The 23,981-nt window shown below is 55.1% G+C and carries 18 protein-coding genes and 1 pseudogene; 5 read left to right on the top strand and 14 right to left on the bottom strand.

Annotation, left to right across the window (positions count from 1 at the left end; all coding sequences use genetic code 11):
- Positions 1-7 precede the first annotated feature (7 nt).
- Positions 8-409 carry a YbhQ family protein gene (locus AB182_RS17270; RefSeq protein ID WP_047371181.1) on the top strand — a complete coding sequence of 134 codons (402 nt, stop codon included), beginning with the start codon at positions 8-10 and terminating at the stop codon, positions 407-409.
- An 18-nt stretch (positions 410-427) separates the two neighbouring features.
- Here the strand turns inward: AB182_RS17270 and AB182_RS17265 are convergent, their stop codons facing one another.
- From AB182_RS17265 to cecR, 5 genes are read right to left on the bottom strand one after another with little or no spacing between them, the layout of a single operon-like run.
- A complete protein-coding gene (locus AB182_RS17265; RefSeq protein ID WP_047371180.1) occupies positions 428-1,534 on the bottom strand; it encodes an ABC transporter permease in 1,107 nt (368 codons plus the stop codon).
- A gap of 9 nt (positions 1,535-1,543) precedes the next feature.
- Positions 1,544-2,674 carry an ABC transporter permease gene (locus AB182_RS17260; RefSeq protein WP_047371179.1) on the bottom strand — a complete coding sequence of 377 codons (1,131 nt, stop codon included), beginning with the start codon at positions 2,672-2,674 and terminating at the stop codon, positions 1,544-1,546.
- Positions 2,667-4,403, bottom strand: coding sequence for an ATP-binding cassette domain-containing protein (locus tag AB182_RS17255; protein WP_047371178.1), 1,737 nt, complete (start codon positions 4,401-4,403; stop codon positions 2,667-2,669). Before AB182_RS17255 ends, AB182_RS17260 begins: the two co-directional genes overlap by 8 nt.
- A complete protein-coding gene (gene hlyD, locus AB182_RS17250) occupies positions 4,396-5,391 on the bottom strand; it encodes a secretion protein HlyD (protein WP_047371177.1) in 996 nt (331 codons plus the stop codon). The genes AB182_RS17255 and hlyD overlap by 8 nt, the downstream gene beginning before the upstream one ends.
- The gene (gene cecR, locus AB182_RS17245; RefSeq protein WP_047373340.1) at positions 5,388-6,062 is read right to left on the bottom strand and encodes a transcriptional regulator CecR; all 675 of its coding nucleotides are present in this window, start codon (positions 6,060-6,062) and stop codon (positions 5,388-5,390) included. Before cecR ends, hlyD begins: the two co-directional genes overlap by 4 nt.
- A gap of 301 nt (positions 6,063-6,363) precedes the next feature.
- On the opposite strand from cecR, the gene rhlE reads away from it, so the two are divergent.
- Positions 6,364-7,716 (top strand): ATP-dependent RNA helicase RhlE, encoded by a 1,353-nt coding sequence (gene rhlE, locus AB182_RS17240; RefSeq protein WP_047371176.1) that lies wholly within the window; start codon positions 6,364-6,366, stop codon positions 7,714-7,716.
- A 548-nt stretch (positions 7,717-8,264) separates the two neighbouring features.
- Here rhlE and AB182_RS17230 read toward each other — a convergent pair.
- The 5 genes and pseudogenes from AB182_RS17230 to licT all read right to left on the bottom strand — a co-directional run bounded on the left by AB182_RS17230 (position 8,265) and on the right by licT (position 15,071).
- On the bottom strand, positions 8,265-9,224 hold the full coding sequence (locus AB182_RS17230; protein ID WP_047371174.1) for an alpha/beta hydrolase: 960 nt from the start codon (positions 9,222-9,224) through the stop codon (positions 8,265-8,267).
- A 63-nt stretch (positions 9,225-9,287) separates the two neighbouring features.
- Positions 9,288-10,679: a glycoside hydrolase family 1 protein gene (locus AB182_RS17225; RefSeq protein WP_047371173.1), complete on the bottom strand. Its 1,392-nt coding sequence runs from the start codon at positions 10,677-10,679 to the stop codon at positions 9,288-9,290.
- 9 nt (positions 10,680-10,688) lie between these two features.
- Positions 10,689-12,161, bottom strand: coding sequence for a glycoside hydrolase family 1 protein (locus tag AB182_RS17220; RefSeq protein WP_047371172.1), 1,473 nt, complete (start codon positions 12,159-12,161; stop codon positions 10,689-10,691).
- Between the two features lie 11 nt (positions 12,162-12,172).
- Positions 12,173-14,013, bottom strand: a pseudogene (locus tag AB182_RS17215) (beta-glucoside-specific PTS transporter subunit IIABC).
- Positions 14,014-14,216: 203 nt separating this feature from the next.
- Positions 14,217-15,071, bottom strand: a complete 855-nt coding sequence (licT, locus tag AB182_RS17210; protein ID WP_047371171.1) for a BglG family transcription antiterminator LicT — start codon at positions 15,069-15,071, stop codon at positions 14,217-14,219.
- Positions 15,072-15,502: 431 nt separating this feature from the next.
- On the opposite strand from licT, the gene dinG reads away from it, so the two are divergent.
- Both dinG and ybiB read left to right on the top strand, forming a co-directional pair.
- A complete protein-coding gene (dinG, locus tag AB182_RS17205) occupies positions 15,503-17,644 on the top strand; it encodes an ATP-dependent DNA helicase DinG (protein ID WP_047371170.1) in 2,142 nt (713 codons plus the stop codon).
- A gap of 25 nt (positions 17,645-17,669) precedes the next feature.
- On the top strand, positions 17,670-18,632 hold the full coding sequence (gene ybiB / locus AB182_RS17200; protein WP_047371169.1) for a DNA-binding protein YbiB: 963 nt from the start codon (positions 17,670-17,672) through the stop codon (positions 18,630-18,632).
- A gap of 125 nt (positions 18,633-18,757) precedes the next feature.
- On the opposite strand, the gene ybiJ is transcribed toward ybiB, so the two are convergent.
- The 3 genes from ybiJ to AB182_RS17185 all read right to left on the bottom strand — a co-directional run bounded on the left by ybiJ (position 18,758) and on the right by AB182_RS17185 (position 20,600).
- Positions 18,758-19,018 (bottom strand): DUF1471 family protein YbiJ, encoded by a 261-nt coding sequence (gene ybiJ, locus AB182_RS17195; RefSeq protein WP_047373339.1) that lies wholly within the window; start codon positions 19,016-19,018, stop codon positions 18,758-18,760.
- Between the two features lie 285 nt (positions 19,019-19,303).
- Complete coding sequence (locus AB182_RS17190; RefSeq protein WP_047371168.1) at positions 19,304-19,570, bottom strand: DksA/TraR family C4-type zinc finger protein; 267 nt, start codon at positions 19,568-19,570, stop codon at positions 19,304-19,306.
- Between the two features lie 415 nt (positions 19,571-19,985).
- Positions 19,986-20,600: a flavin reductase family protein gene (locus tag AB182_RS17185; protein WP_047371167.1), complete on the bottom strand. Its 615-nt coding sequence runs from the start codon at positions 20,598-20,600 to the stop codon at positions 19,986-19,988.
- Positions 20,601-20,695: 95 nt separating this feature from the next.
- Here AB182_RS17185 and rlmF point away from each other — a divergent pair, with 95 nt between their 5' ends.
- Complete coding sequence (rlmF, locus tag AB182_RS17180) at positions 20,696-21,658, top strand: 23S rRNA (adenine(1618)-N(6))-methyltransferase RlmF (RefSeq protein ID WP_047371166.1); 963 nt, start codon at positions 20,696-20,698, stop codon at positions 21,656-21,658.
- Here rlmF and ybiO read toward each other — a convergent pair.
- Positions 21,621-23,858, bottom strand: coding sequence for a mechanosensitive channel protein (ybiO, locus tag AB182_RS17175; RefSeq protein WP_047371165.1), 2,238 nt, complete (start codon positions 23,856-23,858; stop codon positions 21,621-21,623). The genes rlmF and ybiO overlap by 38 nt on opposite strands.
- Positions 23,859-23,981 lie beyond the last annotated feature (123 nt).

The following is a 23,981-nucleotide window of genomic DNA, read 5'->3' as shown; positions in this document are numbered from 1 at the left end:
AGATGCCATGAAGTGGCAACAACGTGTTCGTGTCGCAACCGGCCTGAGTTGCTGGCAGATTATGTTGCATATGCTGGTTGTGGCGGTATTAGTAACAGCCTGGATGAGCGGCGCGCTGGTGCGGGTCGGTCTGGGTCTGTGCGTCCTTTATAGCGTTACGGTGCTGCTGATGCTGTTTTTGCAGCGCCACCACGAAGAGCGCTGGCGCGGCATTGGCGATGTCCTGGAAGAGCTGACAACGACCTGGTATTTTGGTGTCGCAATGATCGTGCTGTGGCTGCTGTCACGCGTGATGCAAAATAATCTGTTACTGGCCCTGGTCGGGCTGGTTATCCTCGCCGGCCCCGCCGTCGTCTCCCTGCTGGCAAAAGAAAAACGCATCCAGTCTAAATCCTTCAAAGTGCATTAAGGTTTGAGCGGCGTAAGGTTACATGACCTTACGCCGGAACATCGCATAGGCCACTGAACCCGTGGTGACCGTTATTACCAGCAGCGGCCACACGCTTTGCCAGATAATCGCGAAACTCGCATCCTTCAGATAGATCTGTTTGGTGATGTCCGTAAAGTGGCGGATAGGGTTAATCCATGTCAGATCCTGCAGCCAAACCGGCATATTCTCGACAGGCGAGACATATCCCGAGAGCAAAATAGCGGGCATCATAAAGACAAACACTCCAATAAACGCCTGCTGCTGTGTCGAACACAGGGACGAGATCAGCAGACCGAACCCCACCAGCGACAACCCGTAGATCAGCATCGTGAAATAGAACAGCAGTAGCGATCCGGCAAAGGGAATTTTATAGGCGAGGATCCCGGCGAGCAGCACAATGGTGGCCTGGAAGGTGGCGACCACCAGCGCAGGTATCGCTTTACCGACAAAAATCTGCCATGTCGCCAGCGGTGAAACCAGCAGTTGATCCAGCGTGCCCTGTTCACGTTCACGGGCAACCGAGAGTGAGGTGACGATCATTACGCCGATGGTGGTGATCATGGCGATAAGCGATGGCACCACGAACCACTTATAGTCCAGGTTTGGGTTGTACCAGTTGCGGATCACCAGTTCGCTGTTGTTCGGCTTCGTTTTCCCCTCCATCAGCTCCTGTTGATACTCTTTAACGATCTCTTGCAGGTAATTGGCGGCAATCTGGGCGCTGTTAGAGTTTCGGCCATCGAGAATCAGCTGTAGCGGCGCCTGGGTGAAGGTATCGAGCTTGCGGGAAAAGTCAGCCGGAAAACGCACCAGCAGCAGCGCTTTTTGCTCGTCAATTGTCGGGCGAATCTCCTGCGGGCTTTTCAGCATGAGCACATGGGTAAAGGCTTTGGCCCGGGCAAAGCGTTGGGTCAGCTCCACCGCATGCTTACCGTTATCTTCGTTGTAGACGGCGATGGTGGCGTTAGTGACCTCCAGCGTCGCGGCAAACGGGAACAGCAGCACCTGGATGACAACCGGCAGAATCAGAATGGCCCGGGTCTGCGGTTCACGCAGCAGCGACTGCAACTCTTTGCGAATCAGTGTCCATAAGCGATGAAACATGGTGCCTCCCTAATCCAGCCGCCGTTTGGTTTTTACCCACGTCAGGCCAATAAACATGATTGCCGAAGCCAGCAGAAACAGCACGTTGATGACCAGTACCACCGGAATATTGCCCGCCAGAAACAGGCTTTGCAGGGTGCTGACGAAGTAGCGCGCCGGGATGACGTAGGTCACTGCCCGAATCACCGCAGGCATACTGTCAATCTGAAAGATAAACCCGGACAGCATAATTGACGGCAAAAAGGCGGCGTTTAGCGCCACCTGCGCGGCGTTAAACTGATTGCGCGTAATTGTCGAAATCAGTAACCCCATCCCCAACGTGCTCAGCAGAAACAGGCTGGTGATAAAAAACAGGATCACCAGCGAGCCGCGATACGGCACCCCGAGAATAAATACCGACACCAGCATGCACAGCAGCATGGCCAGCATGCCAAGGAAGTAATAGGGGATAAGCTTGCACAGCAGGAGTTCCGTACGGGTCACTTCGGTCGAGAGCAACGCCTCCATGGTGCCGCGCTCCCATTCGCGCGCCACCACCAGCGAGGTGAGGATCGCGCCGATCACTGTCATGATGATCGTCACCGCGCCGGGGATAATAAAATGCTGGCTGATGGCCGCCGGGTTAAACCAGTAGCGCATCTGTACGTCAATCAACGGTTCGAAGCTTTCGCCCCGATCTTCGGCCCGCTGCTGTTGCCAGATCTGCCAGATCCCCTGCACATAGCCCTGGACGAAGTTGGCAGTATTGGGCTCGCTGCCATCGGTTATCACCTGCAGCGGGGCATCTTCACCAGGACGAGCCATCTGTTCCGCAAAATTTACCGGAATGACCACCAGTCCGCGAATGCGCCCGGCCTGCATCATCTGAATAAGCTGCTGGCGATTATCGCTGACCGTTGCATCAAACCACGGAGAGCCGGTCATGGTATGGGCGAAGTCCAGCGCCTCTTCGCTGTGCTGTTCCAGTAAAATGCCCACCCGCAGTTTGCTGGAGTCCAGATTAATGCCATAGCCGAAAATAAACAGCAGCATTAACGGGATCACCACGGCAATCAGCCAGCTACTGGGATCGCGCACAATCTGGCGCGTCTCTTTGACGCAGAGCGCGCGCACGCGGCGCAGGGAGAGGGGGCTATGCATCGTGATGCTCCTTATCCCAGTTATGAATGAGCGTGATAAACGCATGCTCCATTGTCGGGTCGGTATGCTCTGCATCAGCCGTCTGGGCTTTCAGGGCATCCGGCGTCCCGCTGGCGATAAGCTTGCCGCGATAGACCAGCCCGATGCGGTCACAGTATTCGGCTTCGTCCATAAAGTGGGTGGTGACCATCACCGTCACCCCTTTCTCCACCATGCTGTTGATGTGCAGCCAAAACTCGCGGCGGGTCAGCGGGTCGACGCCGGATGTCGGCTCATCAAGAAACAGAATGTCCGGTTCATGCATTAGCGCACAGGCCAGCGCCAGGCGCTGTTTAAAGCCCAGCGGCAGGGCGTCGGTCGCCTGGTCGGCAATAGCCTTAAGGCCAAAGGCGTCAACCATCCGCGTGATCTTATCCTGCTGCGCCCGTCCACGCAGGCCATAGACGCCGGAGAAAAAACGCAGGTTTTGCGCCACCGTGAGGTTGCCGTAAAGCGAGAATTTTTGCGCCATATAACCCAGATGCTGGCGCGCCTGGCCGGAGCTGGTTTTTAAGTCCATATTCAGCACCAGCGCTTTGCCGGAGCTGGGAACCAGTAACCCGCACATCATCTTAAAAGTGGTGGATTTACCGGCGCCATTTGGCCCAAGCAGGCCGAAAATTTCGCCGCGCTTCACGGTAAAGTTGACATGATCGGTGGCGGCGAAATCGCCGAACTTTTTCGTCAGTTGCCGGGCTTCGATCACCGTCTCATCCGGTGTGCCGTCCACCGTATGTAAAATGGCCCCCAGCGGCGATTGGGTAAAAGCGGCGCCGCCCAACAGGTCGATAAAGGCGTCTTCAAAACGCGGTGCGGTTTCTTCAATATCGAGTTGCGTTAACGCTGAGGCGCTGCGCAGGTCATCAATGCTCGACCCTTTCGCCAGAATCATCCGCACGGAGCGCCCCTGGATCATCCCGTCGCTGACCTGCGGCAGTTTCAGCAGACGTTGCAATAGCTGACGGTTGTTTTCCTGTTCACTGTGGGCGAGAAAACTGCGCCCGGCCATGGTTTGTGTCAGGGCGCGTGGTTCCCCCTGATAGAGCAATTCCCCTTCGTTCATCAGCAGTACATCGCGACATTGTTCCGCTTCGTCCAGATAAGAGGTGCTCCATAATATCAACATGCCGTCCCCGGCAAGGGTGTGCACCATCTGCCACAATTCCCGGCGTGATATCGGGTCCACGCCGACGCCGGGTTCATCCAGCAACAGCACTTTAGGCTGGCCCACCAGGGTGCAGGCAAGCCCCAGTTTCTGCTTCATGCCACCGGATAATTTACCTGCCAGCCGCCCGGTAAAGGGGGCGAGGGCGGTGAACTCCAGCAGTCTGGCAAAGGTCTCTTTGCGTGCCTCGCCGGTGACGCTGCGCAGATCGGCGTACAGATTGAGGTTTTCCAGCACCGTGAGGTCTTCATACAGGCCGAATTTTTGCGGCATATAACCAAGCGATGCATGCAGTTCGCTGTTGCTGGCGATGGGGTCGAGGCCAATAACCTCAGCGCTACCTTCATCGGGTTTCATCAGTCCGGCGAGCATGCGCATCAGGGTGGTTTTCCCGGCGCCATCCGGCCCAACGAGCCCCGTGACGTACCCGGCTTTCACGGTGCAGTCCAGGCGAGCGACGGCGGGTTTCTCCATCCCGGCGAAGCGCTTGACCAGGCCGTTCAGGCGGATCGTTGCCTCACTCATTCCGTGCTCCATTATCGAAGCTTACGGTGACCGGCATTCCCTGGCGCAATGCGTCATCGGCGTCGGTGACGATAATGCGCAGCCGATAGACTAAATCGGTACGCAAATCCGGCGTTTCCACGGTTTTCGGGGTGAATTCAGCCGTCGGGGAGACGAAGCCGATTTTGCCGTGATAGGGCTTATTGGGGCGACCATCAACGTAGAGCAATACGGTCTGACCTGGCTGGGCCTGATGCAAATTGACTTCGCTGATGTAGGCGCGAACCCAAACCGGGCGGGTCAGGGAGAGCGTCAGAACGGTGCTGCCAGCATTTAACATGCTACCTGGCTCCACGGCGCGGGTAAGCAGGGTACCGTTAGAGGGCGAAACCAGTTGTGTATCCTGCAAATCCAGCGCTGATTGCGCCAGTTGTGCCTGCGCCTGTTCGAGGCTGGCCTTTGCCTGCGCTATCTCCTGCGGGCGATTACCGGTACGGTACTGGCTCAGTTTATCCTGCGCCGATTTCAGCGTGGCGTACGCCTGGTCGCGAGAGGAACGTGCATTTTCCAGGTCATTGGCGGAAATGGTCCGGCTTTTCCATAGCCCCTGCTGGCGCTGATAAAAGTTTTGCGCGTAATCGTAGGCCGCCTGCGCCTGGTTAACCGCTGCAGCCGCCTGGGAAATTTCTTCATCGCGATAGCCTGCAGTGACCAGGTCGTATTTTGCCTTCGCCGTCGAGACATTAGCCTTCGCCTGCAAAAGGGCGTTCTCGTAAGGCGCTTTATCGATTTCGCCAAGCACCTGCCCGGCGGTAATCGTATCCCCTTCATCCACCGCCAGCGAGGCGAGTCGCCCCCCGACCCGGAAACTCAGATTAACGGTGCGAATATCGACATTTCCATACAGCGTGAGGGATGCAGCCTGTCGGCTTTGATACCACATCCAGCCCCCGCCAAGCGCGGCGAGTATAACAACGACAATCAACACGATGACGACAGGCTTTTTCATAACCCGGAACTCCTTGTTAATCCCTGCAGGATAAGATCGATATGACACGTGATGACCTGGCAAATCAGGTCGGTTTTCTCATCGTCGAATTGCGCCCATCCGGTGCGTAGCAAAATGGTTTCCCGACCCAGGCGGAAGGCAAGGATCTCGCCGATCAGCGCATGGGTATGCAAAATGGTTTGCGTATCATTGGCGTCTCTGCCGGTGTAAGCCGCAATCAGCCGGGTAAGGTTACTGTGCAACGGGGCGATCACCTGGTCATGTACTAACTGATAGGCGCGGGTAGGGGAGAGCTGTTCACGTGAAATAAATTTACTCAGATTAAGCGTGTCATCGTGGGTGAGCAGCACAATCATATTTTTGCAGGCCCGATGTATCAGTTCCCGTATTGCCGCTTTATCGGGTTGCGCATGAGTGAACAGCCGTTCGGCGGCTTCGGCGTGGGGACGAAAATTGGCGCCAATAAAATCGGCGATCCACTGGGCGCAGGCGAGATAGAGATCCTCTTTTGATCCGAAGTAGTAAGGGATCGCGGCAATATTCTGTCCCGCCAGCGCAGCGATATCGCGCGTGGTGGCATGCAACCCATATTCGCCAAACTGCGCAAGGGCGGCAGCAATCAACTGGTTTCTGGCCTGTTCACCTTTACTGGTCGTCGAGTTCATATTCATCGGCAGAATAAAGTTAATCAATCGATTGATTAACTTTATGGCGATTTTTTCGCCGTGTCCAGTCGCAAAACATCCCATTTTAGGGCTTAAAACAGGAGGCGGTTGCCCAGGCTCCCGGGCCATCCGGGCTGGGAGAATCGGAGAAATATTTCTTCAATGATTAGCAGAGCGATATTTTATGCGCTATGCCACAAAAGCTGTTACACTCCGCCCCTTCATGACATTGTGGTTTTTGTCATCTGTCATATTATTATCTCCTCGAAAACTACACCTGTTATGGTCGGGGCGGTGCGGAGTTGTTATGTCTTTTGATTCCCTTGGCCTGAACCCGGAAATTCTGCGTGCTGTCGACGAGCAGGGCTACCGTGAGCCAACCCCTATTCAGCAGCAGGCGATCCCTGCGGTGCTGGAAGGCCGCGACCTGATGGCGAGCGCCCAGACTGGTACCGGCAAAACCGCGGGCTTTACGCTGCCGCTGCTACAACGTCTGGTGCAAAAAGAGCCGCATGCGAAAGGCCGTCGTCCGGTGCGTGCGCTGATCCTGACGCCAACGCGCGAACTTGCCGCGCAAATCGGCGAAAACGTACGTGATTACAGTAAATATCTGAACCTGCGCTCGCTGGTGGTTTTCGGCGGCGTGAGCATTAACCCGCAGATGATGAAGCTGCGTAGCGGTGTCGATATTCTCGTCGCTACACCGGGTCGTCTGCTGGACCTCGAACACCAGAATGCCGTCAAACTGGACAGCGTTGAGATCCTGGTTCTGGACGAAGCCGACCGCATGCTGGACATGGGCTTTATCCATGATATTCGCCGCGTATTGGCTAAACTGCCTGCGCGTCGTCAGAATCTGCTGTTTTCCGCGACTTTCTCGGACGACATCAAAAGCCTGGCCGAAAAGCTGCTGCGTAACCCGCTGGAAATCGAAGTGGCGCGCCGTAACACCGCCTCCGAGCAGGTGACGCAACATGTTCATATGGTCGACAAGAAACGTAAGCGCGAGCTGCTCTCCCAGATGATTGGCGAAGGCAACTGGCAGCAGGTGCTGGTCTTCACCCGCACCAAACACGGTGCGAACCATCTGGCTGAACAACTGAACAAAGACGGTATTCGCAGCGCGGCTATCCACGGAAATAAAAGCCAGGGCGCGCGTACCCGTGCGCTGGCAGACTTTAAATCGGGCGATATCCGCGTACTGGTCGCCACTGACATTGCGGCCCGTGGTCTGGATATCGAAGAACTGCCGCACGTCGTCAACTACGAGCTGCCGAACGTGCCGGAAGATTATGTACACCGCATTGGCCGTACCGGTCGCGCTGCGGCAACCGGTGAAGCGCTGTCGCTGGTGTGTGTTGATGAACATAAACTGCTGCGCGATATCGAACGTTTGCTGAAAAAAGAGATCCCGCGTATTGCCCTGCCGGGTTACGAGCCCGATCCATCTATCAAGGCCGAGCCGATTGTGAATGGTCGTCAGAGCCAGGGTCGCGGTGGCCGTGGTCAGGGCGGTGGCGGTGGTCGCGGACAACAGCAGCCACGCCGTAACGACGGTGGCGCGCCGAAAGCGAAAGCACCTCGTACGCAGGAAGGCAGTAAACCGGCGGGTGAAAAACCGCGCCGTCGTCGCCCGCGTAAACCCGCAGCGAGCGCCTGACGCCTGATGTGATTAAAAAGCCCTGCCAGCGTGCAGGGCTTTTTTCTGGGTTTTTGTCCGGTGCCGTTTGTTACTCTCTTCCCTGAAGCTGAGGGATCCCCACAAAGTAATACGAGCACGGAAAGTCCCCTCTCCATGAGGGAGAGGGCCAGGGTGAGGTGGAAACACGCGGCTCTGGTGGTCATTCCGTTCACCTTCTGTTCCTTGCTTTTCTGTAGCGGCAAAACCGGTGAACGTGCCAGGGGGGCTCATCGCCACCCCCCTGGCGACCCGGGCTCCCGGCCACGAAAATCGCCGCTGGCGCGGTCCATGAGACTTATGTCGTCTGACTGTCGGGTCGGGGACCAGCCTGCGTCCTTGCAGGCTATCCCCTCCGCCCGCTTCCCTGCGGGCGGCCCCGGTCAGCCGTCAACGCCTCATCGATTTTCAGCCGGACCCAGTCATCGCTGTTACGGTTTTATTCTCATTACGCGGTGTTATCGCTGTAAAACGTAATATTATCGGGAATTCCTCAGCCCTCAGGAAGAGTGCCGACGCAGGGGGAAAGCTTATCCCTGCGTTGGCTTAAACTGCGCTATCCATGCCTGCCGCTGTTCGCGTGCCCGCTGCGCCACTCGGGCAACCGGGTCTGAACTAAACCCGTGGTATGCCCCTGGCCAGACGTTCATCTCAACCGCTACGCCCGCGCGAATCAACTCTTGCGCGAAACGAAGGTTTTCATCAAGAAACAGATCCAGCGTGCCCACGCCAAGCCAGGTTGGGGGCAAATGCGTCAGATCCGTTGCCCGTCCCGGCGCGGCATAAACCGACACCCCCTCCGAACCCGGCTCACAGCCCAGCAGGGACGTCCAGCCAAAGCGGTTATATTCACGCGTCCAGACGAACTCACCCGTTACCGGATTCGGATTTTCTTCGGTCACCGTACGATCGTCGAGCATTGGGAACATCAGGTTCTGAAAGGCAATAGAGGGGCCATGGCGATCGCGGGCCAGCAACGCCAGTGAGGCCGCGAGTCCGGCCCCTGCGCTGTCGCCCATCAGCCCAATATGGTCAGGATGAATACCCAGCGCGGTAGCCCGTTCGGTCATCCACACCAGCGCGGCGTAACAATCCTCCAGCGATCCGGGAAATACCGTTTCGGGCGCCAGACGATAATCGACAGAGACAATCACGCAGTCATGTTGCAGGGCCGTGGCACCGGTAAGCGACAGGGACTGCTCCGGGCTCCCGAAAAGATGGCCGCCGCCGTGAATATGCAAAATGCCCATTCGGTTCTGCCCGGGCGCGGCGGGAGCGATGACGCAGACTCTGACGGCAGGTTGTGCGGACGCGGAGATAAGATGTTCTTCCACCGATAACCCGGTCTCCCGGAAACGTTGCACGTTAGCCAGCGCTGCCTGCTGGCGCTGTTGACGAAGGGTGACGAGAGCGTCTTGTGTCAGGGAGAGGGGGCGGCTATCTGCCAGTGCCGGGCGTAACTCAGGGTCGACCAAATTCCATGTGTTCATCATGTAGCCTTGTCTGTCTCGGTAAGGTTTACAGAGCGGGAAATCTCCCGCTCCGTCATTACCTTACAGCGTTTCGCCATTGCTGGCGATAACCTGTTTATACCAGTCAAAGCTGCGCTTTTTGCTGCGTTTGAGCGTACCGTTGCCGTCGTTGTCCTTATCGACATAGATAAAGCCGTAGCGTTTTTTCATCTCGCCGGTCCCGGCGCTGACGATATCAATCGGCCCCCACCAGGTGTAGCCCATGATATCGCAGCCATCGGCCACCGCCTCTGCCATTTCGCGGATATGCTGGCGGCCATAATCGATACGTGCGGTATCGTTGATAACGCCGTTTTCATCTGGCTCATCTACACCGCCATAGCCGTTTTCGACGACAAACAGCGGTTTACGATAGCGGTCAGCCAGTTCATTGCAGACGATACGGAAACCTTTGGCATCAATCGGCCAGCCCCAGGCAGTTTTTTCGAGGTAGGGATTGTCCTGACCGACGGTACCGCCGGTGTCGACGCGGAACTCTCCGCCTGCCTGATGCAGTACGCTGCGGTAATAGCTAAAGCCCAGGTAATCGGACGGGTAACGGGCGATAAGGTCCAGGTCGCCATCCTCCATCGCCAGCGTTATCTTCTGCTCGCGGAACAGGCGCGGCGCCCAGGCCGGATATTCACCCAGCATCATCACATCCGAATAGAACAGCGAACGGCGGCGCAGTTGCAGGGTCGAGAAGATATCTTCCGGGTTGCAGGTGGCCGGATAGACGGTACTCAGCGACAGCATACAACCTATCTTCGCATCCGGGATAATCTCGTGACACAGCTTGTTGGCCAGCGCGTTAGCGACAAACTGGTGATGGTTTGCCTGGTAAAGCTCTTGCGGCGTGGAGTTGGGGTCAACCGCGCCAGTCGCAAAGGGCATACGGTTCATATTGTTCAGCTCGTTGAAGGTCATCCAGTATTTGACTTTTTCGCGGTAACGGGTGAACACCACTTCACAATAGCGGGTGAAAAATGCCACCAGCTTGCGGTTCTTCCAGCCGCCATATTCCTGATACAGCGCCAGCGGCGTTTCGTAGTGGGAGAGGGTAATCACCGGCTGAATACCGTATTTCAACAGTTCATCAAACAGGTCGTCGTAAAATTTCAGCCCGGCCTCGTTAGGCGTAGTTTCATCACCACGCGGGAAGATACGCGTCCAGGCGATGGAGGTGCGAAAGCAGGTGAAGCCCATCTCAGCGAACAGCGCCACATCTTGTTTGTAATGGTGATAGAAGTCGATGGCTTCGTGGCTGGCGTAGTATTTATGCGGGTCGACAACCGCATCGTGTCTGCCGGAGGCGATACCGCCGCGTACCACATCAGCAATGGAAGGGCCTTTGCCGCCCACATTCCATGCCCCTTCCGCCTGGTTGGCGGCAATGGCGCCGCCCCATAAGAAACCTTTCGGGAAAACAGACATATCCACTCCTTAATCCGCCAAATCTTCGCCGTTGGAGGCGATCACTTTTTTGTACCAGTGGTAGCTCTTTTTCAGGGAGCGCTTCTGCGTCCCGTTACCCATGTCATCCTGATCGACATAGATAAAGCCATAGCGTTTGGAAATTTGCGCGGTGCCCGCGCTCACCACGTCGATTGGCCCCCACCAGGTGTAACCAAACAGATCCACGCCGTCGGCCAGCGCCTCGCGCATCTGCTCTATATGCAGGCGCAGATACTCAATGCGGTAATCATCGTCGATAGAGCCATCCGGATTCACCGTGTCCACCGCGCCAAGGCCATTTTCGGCAATAAACAGCGGCTTCTGATAGCGGTCATAAAGCTGGTTCAGCGCCAGGCGCAGCCCTTTCGGGTCAATCTGCCAGCCCCACTGGCTGGTGGGCAGGTGCGGGTTACGAACACCACCGGTGATCAGATTACCTTCCGCCCCTTCCAGTTTTTCCGGGTGTGCGCTGACGGTACTGGACATGTAATAACTGAACGACACGAAGTCCACCGGGTGTTGACGCAGGATCTCATCGTCGCCGACCACTTTTTGCAGCGTGACGCCTTTCTCGGCCAACATGCGGTCGGTGTAAGCCGGGTAGTAGCCGCGTGCCTGCACATCGCTAAAGAACAATGACACACGCTGCATCTCTTCGCAGGCCTGTAAATCATCAGGGTGACAGGTGTGCGGGTAGAGCATCTGGTAGCTGATCATGCAGCCCACGCTGGAACCTGGAATGAGCGCATGGCAGGCTTTGGTTGCCAGTGCACTGGCCACAAACTGGTGATGCGCGCCCTGGTATTTATCCTGTTCAAGGTGCGGGTTATCCTCTTCAATCACCCCGACGCTGACGTACGGGTGGTGTTTCACACAGTTAATCTCGTTAAAGGTCATCCAGTACTTCACTTTTTTGCGATAACGGGTAAAGCAGGTCGTGGCGAAGCGCACATAGAAATCCACTAACTGGCGGTTCGGCCAGCCGCCGTAATCGGTTACCAGCGCAAGCGGCATTTCATAATGGGACAGGGAAACAATCGGCTCGATACCGTGAGAGAGCAGGGTGTCGAACACCTCGTCGTAGAACGTAAGCCCGGCTTCGTTGGGTTCGCTTTCATCACCACGCGGGAAGAGACGCGTCCAGGCAATCGACATGCGGAAGCATTTAAAGCCCATCCCGGCGAAGAGGGCGATGTCTTCTTTGAAGTGATGGTAAAAGTCATTGCCTTTACGTTTCGGGTAATACCTGGTGCTGTTCGGATCCTGCGCTTCACGCACCTGGGCGTGGGTCATTCCCAGCCACTGATCAAGCCAGCGCTCTTTGGGCGTAGCGATGTCAAACGTATACACATCAGACACGGACAGTCCTTTGCCGTCCACGTTCCACGCCCCTTCAAGCTGATTTGCCGCCGTCGCGCCACCCCATAAAAATCCTTCCGGAAATGATTTAGAAAATGTCATGTGCCTGCTCCTCATGCCGCTGATGCGGTCAGTGTCAGAAATTCGTCGCGGCTGGCGACGTCGCCATTCGCTTTAACCGGGCTGATATCGCCGTAGCGTTCACTGTTGGTCACTACCAGGATGACGCTCGGATCAATGCCTTCGGCCTGTAACGCGTCGAGATCAAAGGTGACCAGCAGGTCGCCCACTTCGATAAACTGTCCGGCTTCGATATGACTGGTGAAGTGCCTGCCGCCGAGTTTGACGGTGTCGATACCGATATGAATCAGGATTTCCGCTCCGGTATCGCTTTGCAGCGCCAGCGCATGATGGGTCTCAAAGACCGATACCACCTTGCCGTTGACAGGGGAACGTAACTCACCGGTGGCGGGGTAAATTGCCAGTCCTTTGCCGAAAATCTCGTCGGCAAAAACCGGGTCGCTCAGGGTATTAAGCGCTTTGAGCTCACCGCTTACCGGCGCAAACAGCTTCTCTTCTGATTGGGCGATGGGCATGGGGCTTATGCCGGCCACGACCGGCTGGGTTGCCTCTTCAAAACCGAGAATCACTGTGAGGGTGGCGGCACAGACAAAGGAGATAGCGATACTGACCAACGCCCACAGGAAAGTTGGCCCCACCAGCGCCGGAAGACCGGGCAGGCCGCTTAAGGCGAAAGCGTAGGTTTTCACCCCCATCGCCATGGCGAATGCGCCGCCGCAAGCCCCGCCGGTCAGCGCTGCGGCAAACGGCCGTTTATAGCGAATGTTGACCCCGTACATCGCCGGTTCGGTGATCCCCATCATGGCGCTAAAGCTGGTGGTCAGCGCCAGTGATTTGAGCTTCTTGTCGCGAGCGCGCAAGAAGACGCCGAAGGCGGCACCGGCCTGCCCGAGGTTGGCAATGTAAAAGAGGATCTTAATGGGGTCGAAACCCATGGTACTGATGTTATTGATCATGATCGGCACGATCACATAGTGCATGCCGGTGATGATGATCAGCGACAATGTGCCGCCCACGACTACTCCCGCCACGATACCCATGTTCTCCACCAGCCAGATAATGCCGCCTGAGAGGGCATTCCCGGTATAGATCCCCACCGGGCCGATGACGATAAGGGTAACAGGCGTGACAATAAGCAGGCACAGCAGCGGTACAAACATGGTTTTCAGCGGGCCGGGCATAACGCGGTCAATGAGGCGTTCAACATGGCTGAGCAACCACACGGCAAGCAGAATAGGGATGACCGTTGAGGCATAATTCACGGTTGGAACCGGTAAACCGATAAAATTCACCGGCGCACCTGCTTTAAACAAGGTCTGGATAGCCGGGTGAAAGAGAACGGCGGCAAGCGCGACTGCAACGTAAGGGTTAGCGCCGAATTTTTTCGCCGCGCTAAAGGAGAGCGCTAATGGCATGAAGTAAAAGACGCCGTCGCTGATTGCCAGCAGGATTTGATAGGTCTGGTTGGTGGTTTCCACCCACTGCATGGCCACCATCAGCGCGAGCAGCCCTTTCAGAATACCGGCCCCGGCATGGCCGGAATAATCGGCGAAAAAATACTCGATAGACCCTCCAGTATGACCGAAACCGGGTTACGCCGTTTGATGGGCCGGGCGGCGTTATCGAGTTCGGGAAGTTCTGCGAGAAGGGCTTTGCATAACGGTTCGACATCGTTGCCAATAATGAGCTGGAACTGGTCGCCGGAGATATTGACACCCATGATGCCATCCAGGGCTTCGAGGGCGGCGCGATCGGCTTTGTCGTTGTCTTTAAGCAGAAAACGCAGACGGGTGATGCAGTGAAACAGCGAGAGTACGTTCTCTTTGCCGCCAGTCATGCTGATTATCTGGCGAGCCGTGTCCTGATAATTCATAAAATTCCTCCAGACTGAAGCCGAAAGCTGGCCTCATCCACAATGACCGGTGTTAGCCGGGACCTTGTTTACTCTGGGGTTTGCCTGAGTTTACCCGTCATACTGCGGGTATCAACAGTAACAAGCCTGGATGGAATAAATACGCTTGATACGTCAGGTGATATTTTTTGCCCTGACGTTATCTGCGTATTTTCGCCTGCGCACTACATCTTTTCCGCGTTTGGCGATATGCGCTGCACAATATTCTCGATGTGCACCGCAAGGTAGAGCTTTTCCGAGTTGCTCATGGTGTGGTGATAATTTTTGCTGACAAACTCATTCATTGCTTCGACACATTTTAACGTGGCCTGATAGCGACGTTGCACCAGAGCAAAAAATTCCTCGTCATCATTATTTAACACCACCCCATCAATCACCCGCTGGTCAAAGAACTTTAGATGGGTAATAAACCGCTGGTAATTCAGACTATGCTCATCAAGCGGAATATTAAAAAAATACTTCACAATATTTTGTAACTGATAAATAAGCCGCGTAATTTGCGTGGTATTTCCCAGCGTATCATTAAGACCAGCATTCACAATATGCAGAGCGATACTGCAGGCCTCGCTGTCGGGCAATAGCGTGCCGGTGCGTACGACGATCATTCCGAGCGCCTGGCGGCCAATAGCATACTCTGCGGTGTAAAAATGGCGGACTTCCCACTCCAGCGGATTGGGTAAAATTTCATTATTTTTTTGTCGTTGCAGTGCAAAATGCAGGTGATCGGCGAGGGTCACATAGATCCCATCGCTGAGTTTGTGCGTCAACACACTGCGGGCGTGGGTGATGATATCAGCAGTTAACTGCAAAATATCCATCGGTACTTCACTGACCAGATCTTTAAATCGGGCAGAAACGTGTGAATCTTCCAGACGGAATATTTTATCGATGGCGTCGCGATTGATTCTGGCACCGTTGTGGGTATTAAACCCCAGCCCACGGCCGGTTAAAATAACCTCCAGACCATCCTCATCCACTGCGCTGACAACATTATTATTTAATATTTGTTTGACCAGCATCGCCAACTCCTGAAAACAAAAACGGGCAAGACGTAAATACAGATATGTGCGGATTGACCCCGCAGTCTGCATTTAGGTTTTGCCCGATAGTCGGTAACAAGCGTAATGCAGTTAAAACCTAGCACCGTGACGAAAAATATTCAATGTGACAAAAGGGCTTAAGGTTATTCGTATGCCAAATTGTGATCCGGTCTGCGAAAACGGGCGCGGCGACGGAAAACGTCCGTCAGGTTGTAACCCGGCACAACCATTGACCTGGTCTCAGTCACGTCATTGTGAAGTGTGCTTTTATCCCGGCGCATGTCAGTAAAGTAGCCGGTTACCTGTGGGCTCCTTTTTCGAGCCACTTTCCAGAATACGAAAAAGCGTTACCCCTGAAACGTGAAAAATGCCACAATAGTGGCTGTTTATACAGTGTTTCAGGTTTGCCGATGGCCCTCACCGCCGCGCTAAAAGCGCAAATTGCCGCCTGGTATAAGGCGTTGCAACAACAGATTCCGGACTTTATTCCTCGCGCGCCGCAGCGGCAGATGATCGCTGATGTGGCGAAAACGCTCGCCGGGGAAGAGGGACGGCATCTGGCAATAGAAGCGCCGACCGGGGTCGGTAAGACGCTGTCGTACCTTATTCCCGGTATTGCCATCGCTCGTGAAGAACAAAAAACGCTGGTGGTCAGCACCGCCAACGTCGCCTTGCAGGATCAGATTTTCAGCAAAGATTTGCCGCTACTGCGCAAAATTATCCCCGACTTACGCTTTACCGCCGCCTTTGGGCGCGGGCGTTACGTCTGCCCGCGTAATCTGACCGCGCTGGCGAGCACCGAGCCTTCACAACAGGATTTACTGGCCTTTCTGGATGACGAGTTAACCCCTAATAATCAGGAAGAGCAGAAGCGTTGCGCGAAGCTGAAAGCCGACCTCGATAGCTACAAGTGGGACGGCTTACGCGATCATACCGATCAGGCGATCGAAGACTCGCTCTGGCGGCGGCTCAGTACCGACAAAGCCAGCTGCCTCAATCGTAACTGTCACTACTACCGTGAATGCCCCTTTTTTGTCGCCCGGCGTGAAATCCAGGAGGCCGAAGTGGTGGTGGCCAACCATGCGCTGGTGATGGCGGCAATGGAAAGCGAGGCGGTGCTGCCGGAGCCGAAAAACCTGCTGCTGGTGCTGGATGAAGGCCACCATTTGCCGGATGTGGCGCGTGATGCGCTGGAAATGAGCGCGGAGATCACTGCCCCCTGGTTTCGCCTGCAACTCGACCTTTTCTGCAAACTGGTGGCAACCTGCCTTGAGCAATTTCGTCCGAAAACCACACCGCCGCTGGCGACGCCTGAGCGTCTGAATGCCCACTGCGAAGAGCTTTACGAGCTGATTGCTTCGCTTAATAACATCCTCACTTTGTATATGCCTGCCGCTCAGGAGGCGGAGCATCGGTTTGCGATGGGTGAGTTGCCTGACGAAGTCATGGCTATATGCCAGCGGCTGGCAAAACTCACCGAAATGCTGCGCGGGCTGGCTGAGTTGTTTCTCAACGACCTGAGCGAAAAAACCGGAAGCCACGATATTGTGCGTCTGCACCGGGTACTGCTGCAAATGAACCGGGCGCTGGGGATGTTTGAAGCGCAAAGCAAATTATGGCGGCTGGCGGCAATGGCGCAGGCCTCTGGCGCGCCGGTCACGAAATGGGCGACCCGTGAAATGCGCGACGGGCAACTGCATATGTACTTCCACTGTGTCGGCATTCGCGTTAGCGATCAGCTGGAAAAATTGCTCTGGCGTAGCGTACCGCATATTGTCGTGACTTCTGCCACTCTGCGCTCCCTGAACAGTTTTTCACGCCTGCAGGAGATGAGCGGCCTGAAAGAGAAAGCAGGGGACCGCTTCGTCACCCTGGATTCGCCGTTTAATCATGTTGAGCAGGGTAAAATCGTCATTCCGCAAATGCGCTATGCTCCGCTGGTCGACAACGAAGCGGAACATCTCGCCGAAATGGCGGCCTATTTCCGCGAACAGGTAGAAAGCAAAACCCACAAAGGGATGCTGGTCTTGTTTGCCAGCCAGCGGGCAATGCAGCTTTTTTTGACGTTTGTTACCGACCTGCGTCTGTTATTACTGGTGCAGGGCGATCAGCCGCGCTACCGTCTGGTGGAACTACACCGTAAACGTATCGACGGCGGCGAGCGCAGCGTGCTGGTAGGGTTGCAATCCTTTGCGGAAGGGCTTGATTTAAAAGGCGATTACCTGACTCAGGTGCATATCCATAAAATTGCCTTCCCGCCTGTCGACAGCCCCGTGGTAATTACCGAAGGTGAATGGCTTAAAAGTCTTAATCGCTATCCTTTCGAGGTGCAAAGCCTTCCCAGCGCCTCCTTTACGTTGATTCAACAGGTGGGGCGTTTAATCCGTAGCCATAGCTGCCACGGGGAAGTGGTGATTTATGACAACCGTCTGCTGAGCAAAAGTTACGGCAAACGTCTGCTGGACGCGCTGCCGGTTTTTCCTATTTCCCAACCTGATGTACCAGACGTTATAGTGAAGAAACCGAAACAAAGCCGCCGTAAGCGCCGCTGACATTGTGAGCCTTTGAGGAGTTCTGATGGATTACCGCAAAATCATTAAAGAGATTGGCCGGGGGAAAAATCATGCCCGCGATCTGGATTTTGATACCGCCCGGGGGCTTTACGCCCGGATGCTGGATGGCGATGTGCCCGATCTTGAACTGGGGGGCATTCTGATAGCGCTGCGTATTAAAGGCGAAGGCGAAGCGGAAATGCTCGGTTTTTACGAGGCAATGCAGCAACGTACAATGCGCCTTACGCCGCCGGTTGCGAAACCCATGCCGATTGTCATCCCGAGCTATAACGGCGCGCGCAAACAGGCAAATCTGACACCATTACTGGCTATCTTATTACATAAACTGGGTTTCCCGGTGGTGGTCCACGGTGTGAGCGAGGATCCGACGCGGGTGGTCAGCGAAACCATTTTCACGTTGCTTGGTATCGAAGCGACCCGCCATGCTGGTCAGGCCCAGGCGCGGCTCGATGGACATCAGCCGGTTTATATTCCGGTAAGTGCGCTGTGCCCACCGCTGGAAAAACAGCTGGCGCTGCGCTGGATAATGGGCGTGCGTAACAGCGCGCATACGCTGGCGAAACTGGCCACGCCGTTTGAGAAAGACGCCGCGCTACGCCTCTCCAGCGTGTCGCACCCGGAATATGTCACGCGTGTGGGTAAATTCTTTAGTGACATCGGTGGGCGAGGTTTGCTGATGCACGGAACAGAAGGAGAGGTTTACGCCAACCCGCAACGCTGCCCGCAAATTAATCTGATTGATGCGCAGGGGGCTCGTGTTATCTATGAACGTCAGGAGGAGCTGGCGGATGTGGTTCTGCCTGCGGCTAAAGATGTCGAAACCACCGCTAAATGGATTGAACGTTGCCTTGCCGGCAGCGAGCCTGTTCCCCGGTCGTTAAAAATCGAGATGGCGTGCTGTTTGGTGGCAACCGGAGAGGCGGAGACGCTTGAGAATGCATTAGCCCGCATTGAAGAGAGTTTTTAAACGCGTTTTAAACGACGAAAAAAAGCCCGTCTCATCACTGGACGGGCCAAAAAGGGTAACAACAACAGGGTCAATGAGGGTTGGAGCAGTGCCCGCCGGAGGGTTACCGACGGGGTAAGACATTCTTATTTGTAGATAACAGCAGTACCGCTCATTTTATTATTGCCGTTAGCGGAGGTGATGCTGTAACCCGTTGCACCAGCGGCAGCGGCTTTCTCAGCCAGCTGTGCTTCCAGGCCGTCCAGCGTGGTCGCGCCGTCTGCAGAAACCACACCGACTTTATTCATGCTTTGTGCCTGAGCAGGGCTGATAGCCTGTGCAGCGAAAGCACCGAAAGAAAGGGTGGAAAGAGCGATGGCGGCGACAGCATATTTGATGGTTTTCATGGTCATTATCTCGCAGGTTATTCTGTTAAGGTGACGTTGTTCCGTCGATGTGATAAGTATCACGGTTTTTTGCGAGAGAGAAAATCTAAGAGAATTGACGACCTTGTTCTAAAAAATTGAACAATCAGCAGGCTGTTGAAATCATTGTGATTTATTCATGTGGATTATGCGTTTTACCGTTTCGGTGGCTGTGGGAATATTTTTCGGCACAGAATGCTACTTTATCTGCCAAATTTTGTGCGCAATGAAGCAACCGCTTGCGCTGTCAGAAACGGTAAAGAACAGTCAGCGAAGCTGGCTATCCTTCGAACCTCTGCGATTATATCCTGCATGTGTCGAGTTTTGTAAATCTTTCTGTTGCTGGCATTGCAGGCAGAAACGCACGCCCGGAATTGCCTTGCGACGCGCTTCCGGAATGGGTTCACCGCACTCTGCACACTCTTTAAGGCTTTCGCCTTTCGGCAGGTCATGGCGCGCACGCGCCACCGCATCTTCAATGGTGCTGTCGATTTGGTCCTGTACCGCCCCGTCATTTGCCCAACCTGACGCCATGGTATTTTCTCCTCAGTAATTGCAGACGTAGTAATACACTATTTGCGCAAATATTCGCCATTTCAATGTGTGAGGAATAAAAATCTATACAGCGACTGATTTGTAACTGAATGACATCGGGCTAAACGCGACGGGGTTGAGTCCCCGCTGAAATCGGTGAGCCGGAAACCTGATGACAAGGTCAGTCCACCATGGAGGGTGGACTGAGGTTTGTCGAGACAGGACGTCGAGTCAAACCGACCGCAGTCAGAAGGTTGGGAGGCGAACGTTGTGCAACGCACCGATTTCCGGGCGGGGCCGCGGGGATTGTAAAGGGGGCCGCGGTGGCCCCCTTTACACGTTCACGTGCGCAAATGTTATATTTGACACAGGAAGTTTGGTGAACGGAACATTGTCCACCTGACACATATATAACTTAACGATCGTCCGGACGACGCATATCGAAACGCTGCGCATCGGTAATGGTGTAATAGGCGGTCGGGCCGCCCGCGCGCAGAATTGGCTGTGCTTTAGCCGTCTGGTAAATGCCATTTTCCAGTAAAGATTCATCGATATGAATGGCTACCGCCTCACCCAGTACCAGCCAGCTATCCAGCGCTTCACCGTTTGCTTTGGTTAGTTGAATACATTGGGATAAGCGACACTCAAAATGTACCGGGCTTTCTGCAACACGCGGCGCTTTAACGATGCGGCTGGCAAGCGGCGTCAGGCCGCTAAACGCGAACTCATCTTCATCATGCGCAAGTGAGGCGGATGTCTCGTTCATGCGTTCTGCCAGCGCACGGGTCGTCAGATTCCAGACGAATTCTTTGGTCTCACAAATATTGCGCACGCTGTCTTTCCAGCCGCTGCTGGCAAAGCCGATGATAGGCGGACGGTAATTGAAACAGTTAAAGAAGCTGTAGGGGGCGAGATTCTGTCGCCCTTCACCATCCAGCGAGGAAATCCAGCCGATAGGTCGCGGGCCGATAATCGCATTGAGTGGGTCGTGGGGCAGGCCATGGCCTTGAGACGGTTCGTAAAAATACATTGCGAGTCCCTGTGGAAAGCGAGTTTCTTTAGCCTCACTTATTTACCCTGCCGCCGTCAACGGGTATCTTACGCCGCTGCCAACAGGAGAATGCCATGAAAGCCCAGAAGCCGGGGTTGCACCCGCGTAACCGTCACCACAGCCGCTACGATCTTGACGCCCTTTGCGCCACGATGCCCCTATTACGTGAATTTATCATTACCAGCCCGGCGGGCGAACCGACGGTTAATTTTGCCGATCCCCTGGCAGTGAAGGCGTTGAATAAAGCGCTACTGGCGCACTTTTATGATGTAAAAGAGTGGGATATCCCGCCGGGCTTTCTTTGCCCACCTGTTCCAGGCCGCGCTGACTATATTCACCATCTTGCCGATTTGCTCGCCCAGGATACTGACGGGGTCGTCCCGTCGCAGGCCAGCGTGCTGGATATCGGCACCGGGGCAAATTGTATCTACCCGCTGATTGGCGCCCATGAATATGGCTGGCGCTTCACTGGCAGCGAAGTCGACAATGCCGCATTCGTCAGCGCACAGGCGATCATCAATGCCAATCCGGGCCTCAGTCGCTCAGTGCGTTTACGTCGGCAAAAAGATCCGTCGGCGATTCTGGCGGGCATTATTCATAAAAATGAACAGTATGATGCCACGCTGTGTAACCCCCCTTTTCACGACAGCGCGCAGGCCGCACAGGCGGGCAGTGAGCGTAAGCGCCGCAATCTTGGGCTGGATAATGACGCGGCGCTTAACTTCGGCGGTCAGCAGCAGGAACTGTGGTGTGAGGGCGGGGAAGTGGCGTTTATCAGTAAAATGATTGATGAGAGCAAACAGTTCGCGCGTCAGGTGCTATGGTTTTCGTCGCTGGTTTCCCGTGGTGATAATTTACCGCTGCTTTATCGCGCACTGACGCAGGCCGGTGCCGTGAACGTGGTGAAAAAAGAGATGGCGCAGGGGCAGAAGCAGAGCCGCTTCATCGCCTGGACATTTCAGGATGAGGCCCAGCGCAAACGCTGGGCGCAAACCCGTTTTAAGGCGCAGGCTCAACGGGCGGCTGCGGCGCGTTAACCGCTTGTGGCGCAGGGGTACTGCCCGGCATGGGCAGTATCTGGTAAGTTTGTACCGGTGCGCGAACATCGGCTAAGTCGAAGTGTTTTTTCACCATGCTGTCCAGCGCAAAACGTACCGTCCACTGTTTAAGCGGCAGTGTGGTACATGTCACCCGCAGTGTAAACGCGGTATTGGTTAACCCGACCAGTCCGGCAAATGTCGGTTCGCCAATAATCAGCCCACGAATGTCCTCCATCTCCATCATTTCCGCGACAGCATCTTTCAACGCCTGATTCGCTTTTTCCGTGTTCTCGTGGCGATCTACATCATAGTTGGCGACGACCGAACCAATCCCGCGCACGAAGTTGGCAAAGGTGGTTATCGATGACCACGGAATAATATGATACGCCCCGGTATCCTGGCGTACGCCAACGGAACGAATGGACATCCGTTCAACCGTGCCGGTGAGCGGGCCAATGGTGACAAGATCCCCGGTATTCATCCCATTTTCAAACTGAATAAAGATGCCGGTAATAATATCTTTCACCAGGGTTTGCGAACCGAACGAAATCGCCAGGCCCAGTGCCCCGGCGCCGGCCAGCAGCGGCGCGATATTAACGCCTATCTCCGAGAGCACAATCATCACGGTGATCGTACTGATTACCACTGCCAGCGCGTTACGGAACAGGGTTAACAGGGTCCGGGTGCGCGCGCTGGGAAGCGGCCTGCCGTGGATATCCGAGGCAAGACGGTTTTCGATAATGCTTGCCAGCAGCGTCCAGCCCACGGCGGAGAAAAACAAAATCAGTGCAATGCGAATAATAATGTCGACTGCTTTTTCACCTGCGCCATAAGTCAGCCAGTACCAGAAATCGAACAGCCCCCACGCGTTGAGTAACAGCAGTACGGTGGCGCAAACAATGAGGATTCGAGCTGCTTTCATCGACGCAGAAAGCCAGCCGTTAAGCCGCTTTTGCAGTTCCGGGTAGTTACGCTGCACCTGCGGTGAGAGGGTGATGGTCTTATTTATCCAGCGCGAAAGCATACCGGAAAGGAAAGCCGCGATGCTTAAAATCGCCAGGCTGCTTAATGATGCTCCCATCATAAATTTCAGGCTATTGCCCGGATCGAAGAGCGAGAAGAAAAACAGCACGATAAAGTAAGCGCTGGCGAGCCAGTGCCAGATAAGCGCGAAGGCGCGAATAAACAGGCTAAAAAAAGCCAGTGAGTGATCCGCCAGATGGGTTAGGTTGTGCTGGATAATGCGTTTATTGCGAAAGATCAGATACAGCGCCCAGACGGTAATACAGAGCATGATGGTCACGTTAGCCAGCGCGCCCACCTGCACATTTACCTGATTGGAGATAATCGGGACGGCGACCAACAAACCGTAGCCAATCAGGCTGCTCAGCGCACTGAGGCGCAGATGCCAGTACTTGGCGGTGTCGTTCTCGATACGAAACGGGCGCAGTTCCGCGATACGCGGGCAGAAGATAAGCCGCAGGATGGCCTTAAAGAATTCAATCAGGGCAAACGCATTTAAAAACAGGCTTTGCTGGAAGGCGATGGTCCGGTTTCCGTTATTCAGATTAGCGCTAAGTATCTGGCCGACAAACAGCGTCAGCGCCAGCAACAGCAGGTCGATAATAAACGCGCCGATAATCATCGCCGGAAGCTGTAGCCAGTTATTCCGCTCGCGGTTTTTATTGCGCCCCCAGTAGCCCATCTTGCGATACAGCGGCATTACGCTAAGGCGCACCAGTAGCCAGAAGGCAAATACCAGCACGGCGAGCAGTAAAAAATGCCCGGCGGCACTGGTAAAGGTTTCCGGATTAAACGCTTTGTGCGGGGAACTGGTAATGTTGCGATAGAGTTGAGCAAACCGTGACGCAAACTCTTCACCGTAGTGGCTGCTGACTTCCGTGACGTTCTCCAGTACCGTTTTCTGTTCAACGAGTTGGGGAGGCGTAATAACGGGAACAGGTTCCTGCGGCGGTGTCGCAGCGACTTTACGCAGTTGGTCGATCAGTTCCTGGCGCGATTGCTGGTTATCCAGCACATCTGCCAGCGCGGCATAGGCGGCTTTTTTTTGCTCGATATCCGGGGCCGGGGTTTCGGCAATGGGCGGTGTGCTCGTGGCCCCGGTTGTCACCCCGGGAATGCCAGCCGCCTGAGCGGGTAGCCAAAACAGACTGATGAGTAACAGGATCCACGGCATGGGTGCCTCCGGCGAGAAAGTCCAGCAAAATGATAAGTATAGATGCCGGGCAACGCGTCGAAGGAAATGAGATAAATCCGGGGAGAAGGGGAAATTACCCTCTTCCCGACGGGAAGAGGGTAG

Source organism: Phytobacter ursingii (genome assembly GCF_001022135.1).
Taxonomy (GTDB): domain Bacteria; phylum Pseudomonadota; class Gammaproteobacteria; order Enterobacterales; family Enterobacteriaceae; genus Phytobacter; species Phytobacter ursingii.
This window is presented reverse-complemented; position numbering and strand designations above follow the sequence as displayed.